Below are 14,839 nucleotides of genomic sequence, written 5' to 3' on the forward strand. Positions count from 1 at the left end.
AGACCGGTTGCAATATGGGACTTTCCTCGCCGGAGAGAGGAGTCAGCATCATGGCCGCATTCGACCTTGTCATACGCAACGGGACGATCATCGACGGGACCGGCGCCGATCGCTTCACCGGCGACATCGCAATCCGCGACGGTATCATCGCGGAAGTTGGCGCGATCCGCGGCGAAGGACGCGAGGAGATCGACGCCGCCGGGACAATCGTCACCCCCGGTTTCGTCGACATCCATACCCATTATGACGGGCAGGCCACCTGGGACCAGGAAATGGCACCGTCCAGCTGGCACGGGGTCACCACCGTCGTCATGGGCAATTGCGGGGTCGGGTTCGCTCCTGCTGCGCCCGACCGGCACGAATGGCTGATCGGTCTGATGGAAGGGGTCGAGGACATTCCCGGCACAGCATTGGCCGAAGGCATTACCTGGGACTGGGAAACCTTTCCCGAATATCTCGACGCGCTGGAGAAGCTGCCGCGGACGGTCGATGTGGGCACCCATGTCCCGCACGGCGCGGTGCGCGCCTACGTGCTCGGCGATCGGGAGAAACCCGGCGCGCAGCCGACCGAAGCGGACGTGGCCGAAATGGCCCGGATCGTGGAAGAAGGGATTCGCGCCGGTGCGCTCGGTTTTTCGACCAGTCGCACGGTGATCCACAAGTCCGTCGATGGCGAGCTGGTGCCCGGCACCACGGCCACGGCGGAGGAACTGATCGAGATCGGCCGCGCGATGGGCCGCGCGGGCCATGGCGTGTTCGAAATGGCAAGCGACCTCAACCGCGAATGGAACGAGTTCGACTGGATGGGCCGCCTCAGCCGCGAGACCGGTCTGCCGGTGACGTTCGCCGCGCTGCAATCGATTGCCAAGGAGCTGCCACTGGACGAGCAGATCGCAGCCATGCGGGCAGAGAACGACAACGGCGCCAACATCGTCGCCCAGATCGCGCTGCGCGGCAATGGCGTGATCATGGCCTGGCGCGGCACCGTCCACCCGTTCCGGTTCCGCCCCAGTTGGCAAGAGATTGCCGAACTGCCGTGGGAAGCGCAGAAGGAAAAGCTGTTCGACCCGGCGTTCAAGGCCCGGCTCCTGGCCGAAGCCAACGATTTCAGCACCGCGCCGCCGGACATGCTCGGCCTGCTGACGATCGTCGTCGCCGGATGGACGATGCAGTTCGAAATGGACGAGGATTTCGACTACGAGCCCGGACCGGAAGCAAGCGTGCAGTCGCGCGCGGCAGCAGCGGGGCTAAGTTGCGAGGAATATGCCTACGACATGCTGTGTCGCAACGACGGCACCGGCTTCATCTACCTGCCGATCCTCAACTATGCCGACGGCAACCTCGATTTCCTCGAGGCGCTTCAGCGTGCCGGCGACACCGTCAACTCGCTGTCCGACGGGGGCGCGCATTGCGGGACGATCTGCGATGCGGCGAGCCCGACGTTCATGCTCCAGCACTGGGTCCGCGACCGCTCGCGCGGCGCCCGGATCGGTCTGGAGCACGCGATCAAGCGCCAGTGCGCCGACACCGCGCGCCTCTATGGCCTGGAGGATCGCGGCCTCGTTGCGCCGGGATACCTCGCCGATCTCAATATCATCGACATGGAGCGGCTGAAGCTCGGAAGGCCGTGGCTCGCCTTCGATCTGCCCGCCGGCGGCAAGCGCCTGCTGCAGAAGGCCGAAGGCTATGTGGCCACGATCAAGAGCGGCGTGGTCACCTTTCGCGATGGCCGGTGGACCGGGGCAACGCCGGGAGGGCTGATACGCGGCCCGCAACGGGCGGAAATGCGCGAAGCGGCGGAGTGAGCCGGTAGCGGCGGCGCGCTACACCCGCATCGGCATCAGGACATAGAGCGCCGGACTGTTCGCGTCCTGCCGGATCAGCGTGGGCGCGCCCGCGTCGGCAAGGTGCAGCTCGACCGTGTCGCTGTCGATCTGGCTGAGGATGTCCTTGAGATAGTTGGCGTTGAAGCCGATCTCGAACCCTTCGGATGAATAGTCCGCCGGCACTTCCTCGGCCGCGGTGCCGTTGTCCGGCGACGTGACCGAGAGGGTCACCTTGTCGTTTTCCAGCCCCATCTTGACCGCGCGAGTCTTCTCGGTGGCGATGGTCGCGACGCGATCCACCCCTTCGTAGAAGCTGCGCGGATCGAGCTTGAGCAGCTTGTCGTTGCCGGTCGGGATCACGCGGCTGTAGTCGGGGAACGTGCCGTCGATCAGCTTGCTGGTCAGGATCACCCCGCCTTCGCCTCCCAGGGTGAAGCGGATCTTGCTGGCCGAAAGGTCGACCTGAACGTTTCCGTCCAGCGATTCCTCCAGCAGCTTGCGCAGTTCGGCCACCGCCTTGCGCGGGACGATCACGTCGGGCATGCCCTGCGCGCCGTCGGGCTGATCGATGGTGAACCGGGCGAGCCGGTGGCCATCGGTCGCCGCGGCCTTCAACACCGGCTTGTCTTCTTCCGAAACGTGCAGGAAAATGCCGTTGAGATAATACCGCGTTTCCTCGGTCGAAATCGCAAACCGCGTGCGGTCGACCAGTTCGGCCAGCGTCTTGGCCGGAATTTCGAAACTGGTCGGCAGGTCGCCTTCGACGATGACCGGAAAGTCGTCGCGCGGCAGGGTGGGAAGCTGAAAGCGGCTGCGCCCCGCCTTGACCGTCATCCGGTTCTCGCTCGTCTCCAGACTGACCTGGCTGCCTTCGGGCAGTTTGCGGGCGATATCGAACAGCAGATGCGCCGAAACCGTGATGGCGCCGGGCGTCTCGACCGAAGCGGCGATCATGTTCTCCACCACCTGGAGGTCGAGGTCGGTCGCCATGACTTTGAGCGATCCGCCATCCCCGGCCTCGATCAGGACGTTCGACAGGATCGGGATCGTGTTGCGCCGCTCGACCACCGACTGCACGTGGCTGAGACACCTGAGGAGCGTTGCGCGTTCGATAGTGGCCTTCATCGCGTATCAATTCCCCCTTTGCGCTCACCGACGTCGCGCTCTCAGACGGTCTGGCACCCGCGTGCGGGGAGTGTCGGTAGAGACTAAGCCCCGAAGACAGGTTCGCGGCCGGAATCGCCCGCGAGCGCCGGAATGTTCGTAATATCCTTAGTCGCGAGGCGCATCGGGGCAAGAAAGAATGCCCCGGCGTCCCGATTCCTTGGGGATAAATCTGTCAGGAAAGCATCGCCATGCCGCCGTTGACGTGCAGCGTCTGGCCCGTGACGTACGCGGCCTCGTCGCTTGCCAGATAGGCCACCGCAGCGCCGATATCCTGCCCTTCGCCCATCCTGCCGATCGGGATGCGGGCATTGAGCGCTTCTTTCTGCGCATCGGGCAACTGGTCGGTCATCGCCGTGCGAATGAAGCCGGGCGCGACGCAATTGACCGTGATTCCCCGGCTGGCGAGTTCCTGGGCCAGGCTCTTGGACATGCCGACGAGACCGGCCTTGGCCGCGGCATAGTTCATCTGCCCCGGATTTCCGGTGGCTCCGACGACGCTGGTGATGCTGACGATGCGCCCCTGTCGCGCCTTCATCATCGGGCGGGCGGCCGCGCGCATGAGGCGGAAGGCGGCCTCGAGATTGATGCGCATGACCGCGTCCCATTCCTCGTCTTTCATCCGCATGGCGAGGTTATCGCGCGTCACGCCGGCGTTGTTCACGAGGATGTCGATCTTGCCCAGGGTATCGACCGTGGCGGGGACCAGTTCCTCCACCTGAGTCGCATTCGACAGGTCGCAGGTGATTTCCACATGATCGCCGCCGACCTCGTCGTTGATCTGTTCGCGGAAGGCGCGCAGCTTGCCGCTGTTCGATCCGCTCAGTGCAAGGCGCGCGCCCTGTCGGGCCAGGGCATAGGCGATTGCCGAGCCGATTCCCCCGCTGGCACCGGTGACCAGCGCCGTCTTTCCTTCGAGCGAAAACATTATCCGATCTCCTTCGCGAGGGCTTCGATATCCGCCATCGTGACCACGCTGGTCGTTTGCGCTTCCTTGTCGATACGGCCGATCATCGGGCCGAGAACCTTGCCGCCCAGTTCGACGAAGCCTTCCACCCCGGCGGCGCGCATCGCCTGCACGCTTTCGCGCCAGCGCACGCGGCCGGTCACCTGTTCGACCAGCAGGTGCTGCTCCTGCGCAGGGTCGGTCACCTGCGCCGCCGTGACGTTGGCATAGACCGGCAGAGCGAAGGGCCCCGGCGGGGTCTTCTCCAGCGCTTCGGCCATGGCATCGGCTGCCGGACGCATGAGATCGCAGTGGAACGGAGCCGAGACCGGCAAGAGCACGCCCCGCTTGATCCCGTGATCCTTCACCATCGCCACGGCGCGCTCGATCGCGCCCTTGTGGCCCGAGAGCACGACCTGCCCCGGATCGTTGTCGTTGGCGACCTGGCACACCTCTCCCTCGGCGGCGGCCTCGGCCAGGGCCTGCGCCTTTTCGAGGTCGGCGCCGAGCAGCGCGCACATCGCGCCCTCGCCGACCGGAACGGCGGCCTGCATCGCCCGTCCGCGCAGCTTGAGCAGGCGCGCGGTGTCGGCGAGCGCAAAGGCTCCGACCGCGCATAGCGCCGAATATTCGCCCAGCGAATGGCCGGCGACGCAATCGCCCCGGTCAGCCAGCACGACTCCGAATTCCCGTTCCAGCACGCGCAGCGTGGCGATCGAGTTGGCCATGATCGCCGGCTGGGCGTTCTCGGTCAGCGTCAGTTGATCCTCCGGCCCTTCGCGCATGACGGTCGACAGGGCCTGCGACAGCGCCTCGTCCACTTCTTCGAACACCTCGCGCGCCGCTGCGCTGGCATCGGCAAGATCGGCGCCCATGCCGACTTTCTGGCTGCCCTGCCCGGGAAAAACGAATGCTCGCATAACGATCTCCTTGTCGCCGCGCGGACTATGCGCGGCCGGGCGCGCGGGCAAGCCCGAAGGGCACGATCCTGTTGGCACCGTCGTGCCCGATATCGGCGAAACCGAGATAGGGGATGCCGGCGCGCGCGCACCAGTGCCTGGCGATATCCTCCTCGCTCGCGCCGAAAGGCCGGTCGTTTTCGGGAATGTCGGTGATCCGGCCGAGCTTCAGTCCCGCGATGCCGGCAAGATGCTGGGTGATGTGGAAGAACAGACGGTCGACCGCATAGAGATGCTCGGAAACTTCCTCCACCATGACGACGTGCCCGGCAAGGTCGGGCATCAGATCGGTGCCGCAGAGCATGGCCAGCGTCATCAGGTTGAACGCCGCCGCCGGGCGCTCGTCCAGCGAGCCTTCCAGCCCGCCGGCGTCGCCGCACAGCCAGTCGAGCGCACGGCCAACCGCCGCGGCGCCCCCTTCGCGCCGGATGTCGGCAACCATCGGCCCGTGCGCCGGACGCCCGACCCCCGCCTTGTAGAGCGCGGCGAGAAGATAGCCGGTGTCGGAATAGCCGAGGAACGCCTTGTCGCGCGCCGCCGGCCCCATACGGGCCACGGCATCCGCGGCAATGCGGTTGGAGCCGTATCCGCCGTGCGCAAACCAGATCGCATCGAACGCCGGATCGTCCGCGCATTCGAGCAGCGCGGCGAGCCGCACGGCATCGTCGCCGGCAAAATGTCCGTGACGCGCAAAGCACTGCCGGTGAAACACCAGCTCGACACCGGGCCGATCGGCGGCAAGATCGATCACCGCATCGGCGTGCTCCCGCTCGAGCCGCTTGCCCGGTGCACAGATCGCAATGCGTGTCATGATCGCGCCGTACGGCGAGCGACGGGCTGCATCAAGGCCCCGCACGCGGCCTCGCAAGCGCCGCCGCGCGCATGGCCGCTGCCGCCTAGGTCTCGTGAACTTCCGCCGCCGCGATGACGATGCCCATGAAGCTTTCCGCCGTCAGGCTGGCGCCGCCGACCAGCGCGCCGCCCACTTCGTCGGCTGCGAGCAGTTCGCGTGCGTTCTCGGCCTTCACCGATCCGCCATAGAGGATGCGCACGGCCGCGCCGTCTTCCTCCCCGAACAGCTCGACCAGCAGGGCGCGGATCTCGCGATGCATCGCGCCGATATCCTCCGCCGTCGGGGTGCGGCCGGTGCCGATCGCCCATACCGGCTCGTATGCGACGGTGAGCATTTCGCCCGGGCGGTCGAGCGATTCGGGCAGCGAAGCCCTGAGCTGGGCGAGGACATGTTCCACCGCCTTGCCGGCATCGCGCACCTCTTCGGTCTCGCCGCAGCACATGATGACGCGCAGGCCGGCGGCCAGCGCCGCCTGGGCTTTCGCACGGACGAGAGCATCGGTCTCGCCGTGGTTCTGGCGCCGCTCGCTGTGTCCGAGGATCACGAATTTCGCGCCGGCATCGGCCGCCATGGTGGCCGAAATGTCGCCGGTGTGGGCACCGTCGTCGGCCGGATGGCAGTCCTGAGCGCCGACACCGATCTGTTCGACTTCGCGATGAGTCGCGTGAACCAGCGTGAAAGGCGGCGCCAGCGCGACCTCCACCTTCATCAGGTTCTGTGCCGCACGGTCGATGGCACGCGCCTGGGCAAGCATCGCCCGCGTGCCGTTCATCTTCCAGTTTCCAACGATGTAGGGCCGTTCGGCCATGACGAATCCCGCTTCCTTGATCCCGATTTCAACGATTCCGGTCGCCGCCTAATATGGGGCGACGGGCCCGGCCTGCCAGATGCTTCATCTTGCAACGCCAAAAGCGTTGCCGACCTGTTGCCGGGAGGTCGCAGGGCGGATAAAGCGCTCGCCGCACAGCGCAACCCCTAATCGCACCTGACCCACGGAACATTCCCCGCATGATTCAGTTCTTCCGCAGATTCTTCCAGTCGAAGCTCGGCATTCCGCTGACGCTGGCTTTTCTTGCGCTGATCGCCTTTGCATTCGCCAGCAGCGACGTCGCAAACACCGGAACATTCGGGGGGATCGCCGGCGGCGACCGGGTCGCCGTCGTCGGCGGGCAGAAGATCGATTCGGCCGACCTCGTCATAAGCGCGCGCGACGCGCTCGACCGCGTGCGGCAGCAGAATCCCAACATGTCGATGGATGCGTTCATCGCGCAGGGCGGCCTCGACGACGTGCTGGATCAGATGATCGACCGTACCGCGATCGCGGAATATGCGCGCCGCCACGGCCTCAGGGCGGGCGACAATCTGATCAACAGCGAAATCATCTCGATCCCCGCCTTCCGCGGCGCCAGCGGCGAGTTCGATTCCACGACGTTCCGGCAGGTGCTCGCGGCGCGCGGGATTTCGGAATCGGCGCTGCGCTCCGATCTTTCGCAGGGCCTGCTCGCCCAGCAGCTGCTTGTCCCGGTGGCTTTCGGCGCCCAGGCCCCCGACAAGCTGGCGACGCGCTATGCCGCGCTGCTCAAGGAACGGCGCCGCGGCAGCATTGCCATGCTGCCGGCCCAGGCATTCGCGCCCGAAGGCACCCCCGATCAGGCGACGCTCGAGGCATTCTACGCCGATAATCGCGCCGACTTCATCCGCCCCGAACGGCGCGTCATCCGCTATGCGGTGTTCGGCCCGGAGAATCTTGACACCCGGATCGAACCGACCGCGGCCGAGATCGGCGCCCGATACGAGGAAGACAGCGCCCGCTACGCCGCGCGCGAAACGCGCCGGCTCAGCCAGCTGATCGTCCCGACCCAGGAAGCGGCCGGCACGATCCGCGAGCGCGTGGAAGCGGGCGGCTCGCTCGAAGCCGCTGCGCGCGAGGCGGGCTTCGACGTGGCCGAGCTTGGCCCGATCTCGCGGTCGGAACTGGCCGCGCAAAGCTCCGCCGACGTGGCCCGCGCCGTCTTCGCAGCCGAACGCGGTGCGATTGCGACCCCGGCGCGCAGCGGGCTTGGCTGGCATGTCGTCCGCGTCGATGCCATCGAACGGACCCCCGCGCGCAGCCTCGATCAGGTTCGCGGCGAAATCGCCGAGACCCTGCGCGCGGAGAATCGCCAGCGTGCTTTGGCCGACCTGGCCGCGAATATCGAGGAGCAGTTGACCGACGGTGTGTCGCTGAGCGACATGGCGCAGCAGCTGGATATCGACGTTCGCACCACGCGGCCGCTGCTGGCCAGCGGAGAGGTTTACGGCGCGCCGGGCGAAACCGCGACCGAAGTGCTCGGCCCCGCGCTGGAGACCGCGTTCCAGATGACCGAAGGGGAGCCGCAACTTGCGGAGATCGCCCGCGGCGAGACCTATCTGATCTTCGAAGCAAGCCGGATCGTCGAATCCGCAGCGGCTCCGCTGGCGGAAATCCGCGACGACGTGATAGCCGCTTGGCGGCGCGACCGCGGCGCCGCGGAGGCGCGTGCCGCCGCCGACCGGGTGCTCGCCCGCCTGAAGGAAGGCACCTCCCTCGCGGCGGCGCTCCGCGAAGAGGAAACGCGCCTTCCCCCGGCCGAACCGGTCGACCTGACTCGCCAGCAGCTGGCCGCTTTCGAGGGCCGGTTCCCGCCGCCCCTCGCCCTGCTGTTCAGCATGGCCCAGGGCACGGCCAAGAAGCTGGAGGCGCCCGAGGACAGCGGCTGGTACGTGGTCGATCTGGATGAGATCGAAACCGGGACGGTGGCCAGCGACGATCCGCTGCTCGCGCAGACCAAGCGCGAACTGGGCCCGGCCATCGGCAGCGAATATGCGGATCAGCTTCGCGTTGCCCTGCGCAAGGAACTGGGCGTGGAACGCAACGCCACCGCGATCGACGCGGTGCGCAAACAGCTCCTCGGGCAGAACTGAGCCGGTGGCGCGGGTCGCCTCGGGTCTCTGCAACGCCGAAGCCGCCGTCGCCGCGTTGGCGGCGGACCGGCCTGCGCTCGTCTGGCGCAAGGTCGTCGCCGACACCGAAACCCCCGTCGGTGCAGCGTTGAAGCTGTTCGAGCCGGAACGCGGCGATTTCCTGCTCGAATCGGTCGAAGGCGGCGAAGTTCGCGGGCGATACAGCCTGCTCGGCCTCGATCCCGACCTGGTGTTTCGCGCCGAAGGAAACGCAGCCGCGATCAATGCCCGCTGGCAACACGACCGCGATGCTTTCGTCGATTGCCCGGCCGGCGCGCTCGAAGAACTGCGCGCGCTAGTCGAACGTTGCCGGATCGACGTGCCTGCCGAGCTGCCGCCGGCCCTCGCCTGCCTGGTCGGATATTTCGGTTACGAGACGATCGGCCTGGTCGAGAAGCTGCCGCGCGCACCGGTCAACCCGCTGGCACTCCCCGACATGCTGTTCGTCCGCCCCACCGTGTTGCTGGTGTTCGACAGCCTGGGCGACGAACTGTTCTGCATCGCGCCGCTATGGGCGGGGGAGGCGGCGCCCGAAGCCGCCATCGCGGATGCAGGCGAGCGGATCGACGAGGTCCTGCGCAAGCTCGCCGGACCGGCCCCGGCGGAGGCACGCCTCGGCGACCTGCCCGAGATGAAGCTCGATCCGGTGGTCGCTGCGGAAGACTACGCCGCCAACGTGGCGAAGGCGAAAAACTATATCGCTGCGGGCGACATCTTCCAGGTCGTCCTCGCGCAGCGTTTCACCTGCCCTTTCCCCCTGCCGCCGATATCGCTCTATCGCGCGCTGCGGCGGGTCAATCCCTCGCCCTTCCTCTATTTCCTCGACTTGCCCGGTTTCGCCGTGGTCGGCTCCAGCCCGGAAATCCTCGTTCGCGTGCGAGGGGGGGCGGACGCAGCGAAGGAAGTGACCATCCGGCCCATCGCGGGCACCCGGCCGCGTGGCGACACGCCGGAAGCCGATCGCGCGGCCGAAGCCAGCCTGCTCGCCGATCCCAAGGAACGGGCGGAGCATCTGATGCTGCTCGACCTGGGGCGCAACGACGTGGGCCGTGTGGCGACCAGGGGCACGGTCCAGGTGACCGACAGCTTCACCGTCGAGCGCTACAGCCATGTCATGCACATCGTCAGCAATGTCGTGGGGCAGCTCGATCCGGCGCATGACACGCTCGACGCGCTGTTCGCAGGCTTCCCCGCAGGAACCGTCAGCGGCGCGCCCAAGATCCGCGCCTGCGAAATCATCGCCGAACTCGAGCCCGAGACGCGCGGCGCCTACGCCGGCGGGGTCGGATATTTCGCACCCGACGGATCGGTCGACAGCTGCATCGTCCTGCGCACGGGAGTGGTCAAGGATGGCACGCTGCATGTCCAGGCCGGGGCCGGGATCGTCGCCGACAGCGAGGCCGAGTACGAACAGCGAGAATGCGAGGCCAAGGCCGGCGCCCTGCTCGCCGCCGCGCGCGAGGCCGCGCGCATAGCCCAGGAACCGGGGTTCGGACAGTGAAGCGGCCATCGCTTTTCGGATTGGCGGCCTGTGCCGCGATCGCCCTTTCCGCCTGCGGGCAGGAGCCGGCCGGCGAGCCGGTTGTTCGAACCGAAATCGGCAGCGGCGTTGCCGAAAGCGATACCAAACCGGCCCCCGCGGTCGATCCGAGCCCCTCGCCCACCCCGACCGTCGCGTCGGCTTGCCGGAGCGCGACTTTCGAAGGAGCGACCTTCACGCATTGCCTTGCCGATCCGGCAAAGCACAGGATCGTCACCGCTCTCGGCCCGGCCGGCGGTGCGCCTTACCGCAGCTTCGCCAAGCTGGCCGCCGCGCGCAACGCCGACGCGCCGGCCGTCGCCTTTGCCATGAACGGGGGAATGTACGACGGCGAAGGCAAGCCGATCGGCTATTACGTCGAGAACGGCGACCGCCTGGAAGAACTCAACCGCGCCGAAGGGCCGGGCAACTTTCACATGAAGCCCAACGGCGTGTTCTACGGCACGGGCGGCACGTGGCGCATCCGCACCGCCGACGATTTCTACGCCAATGTCTCCCAACGTCCGCAGTTCGGCACGCAAAGCGGCCCGATGCTGGTGATCGGGGGCAAGCTGCACCCGAAAATCGCCGAAGACGGGCCGAGCAAGGCGATCCGCAACGGAGTCGGGATCGATAGCGCCGGGCGCGCGCACTTCGTGATTTCGCAAGGCCCGATCTCCTTCGGCGTGCTCGCACGCTATTTTCGCGACGAACTCAAGACGCCCAATGCCCTGTTCCTCGACGGCAATGTCAGCGCGCTGTGGGACCCGGCGCGCGGGCGAATGGACAGCGGCGCCCGGTTCGGGCCGATGCTCGTGATCGAGGAAAAGGAAACCCGATGAATTACGAACGCACGCTCTATCCCGAGATCGAGCCTTACGAGACCGGCATGCTCGACGTTGGCGAGGGGCATTCGCTCTATTGGGAACGGGTCGGCACACCCGGCGCGAAGCCCGCCGTCTTCCTTCACGGCGGCCCGGGCGGAGGGATGAGCCCGAACCATCGCCGCCAGTGGGACCCGGAGCTTTACGATGTCCTGCTGTTCGACCAGCGCGGCTGCGGCAAGTCGCTGCCTTTCGCTGAGATCGAACGCAACGATACCTGGCGCATCGTCGAGGATATCGAGCGGCTGCGCACGATGTGCGGACACGATTCCTGGCAGGTGTTCGGCGGCAGCTGGGGCGCGACGCTGGCGCTCGCCTATGCCCAAACGCACCCGGAGCGGACCAGCGAACTCGTGCTGCGCGGCGTCTTCCTGGGGCGCAAGAAGGAGAAGAGCTGGCTCTATTCCTATGGCGCGAGCGAGATCATGGCCGAGCAATGGGATGCCTTCACCGGGCTGATCCCGGCGGAGGAACGCGACGACCTCGTCGCCGCCTATCACCGGCGTCTGACCAGCGAGGACGAGCAGATCCGCCTGGCCGCCGCGCGCGAATGGTCGCTGTGGGAAGGCAGCGTCGCCACCCTGCTGCCCGACGAGACCCTGCTCGACACCTTTGCCGATCCGTCGAAAGCCATCCCTTTCGCGCGCATCTGCGCGCGGTTTTTTCTGGAGGATTTCTTCCTCGAAGAAGGGCAGCTTCTGGCCAATGCCGACCGGCTGAAGGGAATCCCCGGCATCATCGTGCAGGGGCGGCACGACATCTGCACCCCGCCCACATCGGCCTGGGCGCTGAAGAAAGCCTGGCCGGAGGCGGAGCTGTGGATCGTCCATGACGGGGGCCATGCCGCGAGCGAGCCGGGCATCGTCGACGGCCTGGTCCGCGCGACCGACAAGCTCGCCGGCAAGGCGGCCTGAAACCTAAACTTGCTTGATCGGGCCGGTCGATCGGCCGATGGCGGGCGCGATGATACTGGTGATCGACAACTACGACAGCTTCACCTTCAACCTCGTCCATTACCTGATGGAATTGGGGGCCGAGGTGCGGGTGGAGCGCAACGACGCGCTGTCCGCCGCCGATGCGGTGGCCAGCGGCGCACGGGGCGTGCTGATCTCCCCCGGCCCCTGCACTCCGAACGAGGCGGGGATCAGCCTCGACCTCGTCGCCGCCTGCGCCGATGCGGCGCTGCCGCTGCTCGGCGTCTGCCTGGGCCACCAGGCGATCGGCCAGCATTTCGGCGGGCGCGTGGTCCGCGGCGGACTGATGCACGGCAAGACATCGCCTGTCGAACACGACGGCAGCGGTGTCTTCGCGGGCCTGCCCTCCCCCTTCACCGCGACCCGCTATCATTCGCTGGTCGTGGAAGACGTGCCGGCGACGCTCGCAATCAACGCCACCAGCGAAACGCCGGGGCTGGACGGCACGAGCGTGATGGGTTTCCGCCATCGCGAGCTGCCGATCCACGGGGTCCAGTTCCATCCCGAGAGCATCGCCACCGATCACGGCCATGCTCTGCTCGCCAACTTTCTCGGCATCTGCGGGATCGAGGCGCGCCTGCCGGTCGGGGCCGCGGCATGAGGGCGCTGCCCCAGGCGGAACCGCATCTGAGCGAGGCCGAGGCGGAGGAAGTCTTCGGCTGGATCCTCGACGGCGAAACCGGCGAGGAGGAAATCGCCCGTTTCCTGATCGCGATCACCGAGCGTAGCGAGACGGCGGAGGAAATCGCCGGCGCCGCGCGCGCGCTGCGTGCCCGGCTGATCCCCGTCGCTGCGCCCGAGAATGCAGTCGACTGCTGCGGCACCGGGGGGGACGGGCACCATACGCTGAACGTCTCCACCGCCGTCAGCCTGGTGGTCGCGGCCGCCGGTGTGCCGGTGGCCAAGCACGGCAATCGCGCGGCCAGCAGCAAGTCGGGCGCCGCCGACACGCTGGAAGCGCTGGGCCTGGACATGGAGGCAGCGGGCCGCACGGCGGAAAAGACGCTGGCCGAAATCGGCATCTGCTTCCTTTTCGCCAAGAACCACCATCCGGCAATGGGCCGCATCCAGCCCATTCGCCAGCGGCTGGGCCGGCGCACGATCTTCAACCTGATGGGTCCGCTGTCGAATCCTGCCGGGGTAAAGCGCCAGCTGATCGGCATTGCCCGGCCCGCCTATGTCCCGATCTATGCCGCGGCCAAGGCCCGGCTGGGGACGGAGCGGACTTTCATCGCCTCGGGCGACGAGGGGCTGGACGAGTTGAGTCTCGCCGGCGGCAACGAACTGGCCGACGTGGTCGGCAACGATTTCGAAATGCGCCGGATAGAAGCAAACGAGGCGGGCCTGCCCAATGCCCCGGTGGAGGCGATCCGCGGAGGCGACGCACTGCACAACGCCCGCGCGCTGAAAGCCCTTCTGGCGGGCACCCCCGGCCCTTACCGCGACGCCGTGCTGTTCAACGCGGCTGCCACACTGATCGTCGCGGACAAGGCGAGCGGATGGGAAGAGGGCGCGGCGATCGCCGCCGAATCGCTCGACAGCGGCAAGGCGGGCGAATTGCTGGACCGCTGGATCGCTTTGGCGAAGTAGCGGCGGGGGGCGCCCCGTTAGAGCAATTGCGAGAAGTCGGTCAGCGCCGCGTCGCGCAGGCCCCGCCAGACGTTGCGCGCCTGGACCGTTTCGGCGACGTCGTGGACGCGCAGCAGTTGAACCCCTGCGTTCATCCCGGCGATCGCAAGCGCGAGGCTGCCGCCGAGCCGTTCGTGCGCCGGCGCCTCGTTGCTGAGCGCGCCGATCAACCGCTTGCGGCTCGCCCCCAGCATCAGCGGCTGACCCAGCGCGTGGAACAGCGGCAGCGCGTTGATCAGCGCCAGGTTCTCGGCCAGCGACTTGCCGAAACCGATTCCGGGGTCGAGCACGATCCGTTCGCGGGCAACCCCTGCCGCCAGCGCGGCATCGCGCCGCTCACGCAGCCAGTCGAACACGTCGAACACGACCGCGTCGTAGTCACCGTCGGCGTGCAGGTCGTCGCCCGCGCCCGGCGCGTGCATCAGGATCACCGGGCAGTCGCGCGCGGCGACGAGTTCGAGGCTGCGCGGATCGTGGCGCAGGGCCGACACGTCGTTGACCATGTGCGCCCCGGCGTGCAGCGCGGCGTCCATCACCGCCGGCCGGCGCGTGTCGACGCTGATCGCCGCGCCCATCGCCGCGCAATATTCGACCGCAGGGATGACCCGCTCGATCTCGTCGCCTTCCCACACCGCCGGGGCGCCGGGCCGCGTGCTCTCGCCGCCGATATCGACGATCGCGGCCCCGGCCTCCAGCATGGCCGCGGCATGGTCGCGGCCGTGTTCGGGCCGGTCGAGGAACTGCCCCCCGTCGGAGAAACTGTCGGGCGTAACGTTGAGGATGCCGACGACTTGCGGCTGATCGAGCCGCACGGTGCGCGCGCCAAGCTCCAGCGGCGGGTGTGCCATGCGCAGGTTGGCCCACTGCGTCTCCGCCTCGGCGCCCAGCGCTTCGGGCAGGCGCGCGAGCGTTTCGGCTGCACTGCCGGGCGTAAAGCGCCAGCGCTCGACCACCACCCCTTCGCGCCGGACGATGGCGGCGAAGCGGTGGGCATAGGTCATCCCGCCGCCCAGGCGGATGCAGTCGCCTTCCTCCCCCTGCGGGCTGGCGGCAAGGCCGATGGGCTGGAGATAGACGCGCTCGCTCATCGCCCGACCCTTGCG

Annotated in this window: 13 protein-coding genes; 7 read left to right on the forward strand and 6 right to left on the reverse strand. The window is 67.6% G+C overall.

Annotated features, from left to right (window positions below; genetic code table 11):
* The first annotated feature begins 50 nt into the window (after positions 1 to 50).
* Positions 51 to 1,805: a D-aminoacylase gene (locus V5F89_RS13725; RefSeq protein ID WP_338446189.1), complete on the forward strand. Its 1,755-nt coding sequence runs from the start codon at positions 51 to 53 to the stop codon at positions 1,803 to 1,805.
* 18 nt (positions 1,806 to 1,823) lie between these two features.
* On the opposite strand, the gene dnaN is transcribed toward V5F89_RS13725, so the two are convergent.
* From dnaN to tpiA, 5 genes are all read right to left on the reverse strand, one after another.
* Positions 1,824 to 2,951, reverse strand: coding sequence for a DNA polymerase III subunit beta (dnaN, locus tag V5F89_RS13730; RefSeq protein WP_338446190.1), 1,128 nt, complete (start codon positions 2,949 to 2,951; stop codon positions 1,824 to 1,826).
* Between the two features lie 214 nt (positions 2,952 to 3,165).
* Positions 3,166 to 3,918 (reverse strand): 3-oxoacyl-[acyl-carrier-protein] reductase, encoded by a 753-nt coding sequence (fabG, locus tag V5F89_RS13735; RefSeq protein WP_338446191.1) that lies wholly within the window; start codon positions 3,916 to 3,918, stop codon positions 3,166 to 3,168.
* Complete coding sequence (gene fabD / locus V5F89_RS13740) at positions 3,918 to 4,856, reverse strand: ACP S-malonyltransferase (RefSeq protein WP_338446192.1); 939 nt, start codon at positions 4,854 to 4,856, stop codon at positions 3,918 to 3,920. The genes fabG and fabD overlap by 1 nt, the downstream gene beginning before the upstream one ends.
* A gap of 25 nt (positions 4,857 to 4,881) precedes the next feature.
* Positions 4,882 to 5,706 carry an LD-carboxypeptidase gene (locus V5F89_RS13745; protein WP_338446193.1) on the reverse strand — a complete coding sequence of 275 codons (825 nt, stop codon included), beginning with the start codon at positions 5,704 to 5,706 and terminating at the stop codon, positions 4,882 to 4,884.
* A gap of 85 nt (positions 5,707 to 5,791) precedes the next feature.
* Entirely contained in the window at positions 5,792 to 6,556 is a 765-nt protein-coding gene (gene tpiA / locus V5F89_RS13750; RefSeq protein WP_338446194.1) for a triose-phosphate isomerase, read from the reverse strand.
* 200 nt (positions 6,557 to 6,756) lie between these two features.
* On the opposite strand from tpiA, the gene V5F89_RS13755 reads away from it, so the two are divergent.
* The 6 genes from V5F89_RS13755 to trpD are packed head-to-tail and all read left to right on the forward strand — an operon-like array spanning position 6,757 to position 13,697.
* On the forward strand, positions 6,757 to 8,691 hold the full coding sequence (locus V5F89_RS13755) for a SurA N-terminal domain-containing protein (RefSeq protein ID WP_338446195.1): 1,935 nt from the start codon (positions 6,757 to 6,759) through the stop codon (positions 8,689 to 8,691).
* Between the two features lie 4 nt (positions 8,692 to 8,695).
* A complete protein-coding gene (trpE, locus tag V5F89_RS13760) occupies positions 8,696 to 10,231 on the forward strand; it encodes an anthranilate synthase component I (RefSeq protein WP_425334360.1) in 1,536 nt (511 codons plus the stop codon).
* On the forward strand, positions 10,228 to 11,091 hold the full coding sequence (locus tag V5F89_RS13765) for a phosphodiester glycosidase family protein (protein WP_338446196.1): 864 nt from the start codon (positions 10,228 to 10,230) through the stop codon (positions 11,089 to 11,091). Before trpE ends, V5F89_RS13765 begins: the two co-directional genes overlap by 4 nt.
* Complete coding sequence (gene pip, locus V5F89_RS13770) at positions 11,088 to 12,047, forward strand: prolyl aminopeptidase (RefSeq protein ID WP_338446197.1); 960 nt, start codon at positions 11,088 to 11,090, stop codon at positions 12,045 to 12,047. The genes V5F89_RS13765 and pip overlap by 4 nt, the downstream gene beginning before the upstream one ends.
* A gap of 49 nt (positions 12,048 to 12,096) precedes the next feature.
* Positions 12,097 to 12,708: an aminodeoxychorismate/anthranilate synthase component II gene (locus tag V5F89_RS13775; RefSeq protein ID WP_338446198.1), complete on the forward strand. Its 612-nt coding sequence runs from the start codon at positions 12,097 to 12,099 to the stop codon at positions 12,706 to 12,708.
* Positions 12,705 to 13,697, forward strand: coding sequence for an anthranilate phosphoribosyltransferase (trpD, locus tag V5F89_RS13780; protein WP_338446199.1), 993 nt, complete (start codon positions 12,705 to 12,707; stop codon positions 13,695 to 13,697). The genes V5F89_RS13775 and trpD overlap by 4 nt, the downstream gene beginning before the upstream one ends.
* 17 nt (positions 13,698 to 13,714) lie before the next feature.
* Here the strand turns inward: trpD and folP are convergent, their stop codons facing one another.
* Positions 13,715 to 14,824, reverse strand: coding sequence for a dihydropteroate synthase (gene folP / locus V5F89_RS13785; RefSeq protein WP_338446200.1), 1,110 nt, complete (start codon positions 14,822 to 14,824; stop codon positions 13,715 to 13,717).
* Positions 14,825 to 14,839 lie beyond the last annotated feature (15 nt).

It is taken from the genome of Pelagerythrobacter marensis (genome assembly GCF_036700095.1).
Taxonomy (GTDB): domain Bacteria; phylum Pseudomonadota; class Alphaproteobacteria; order Sphingomonadales; family Sphingomonadaceae; genus Pelagerythrobacter; species Pelagerythrobacter marensis_A.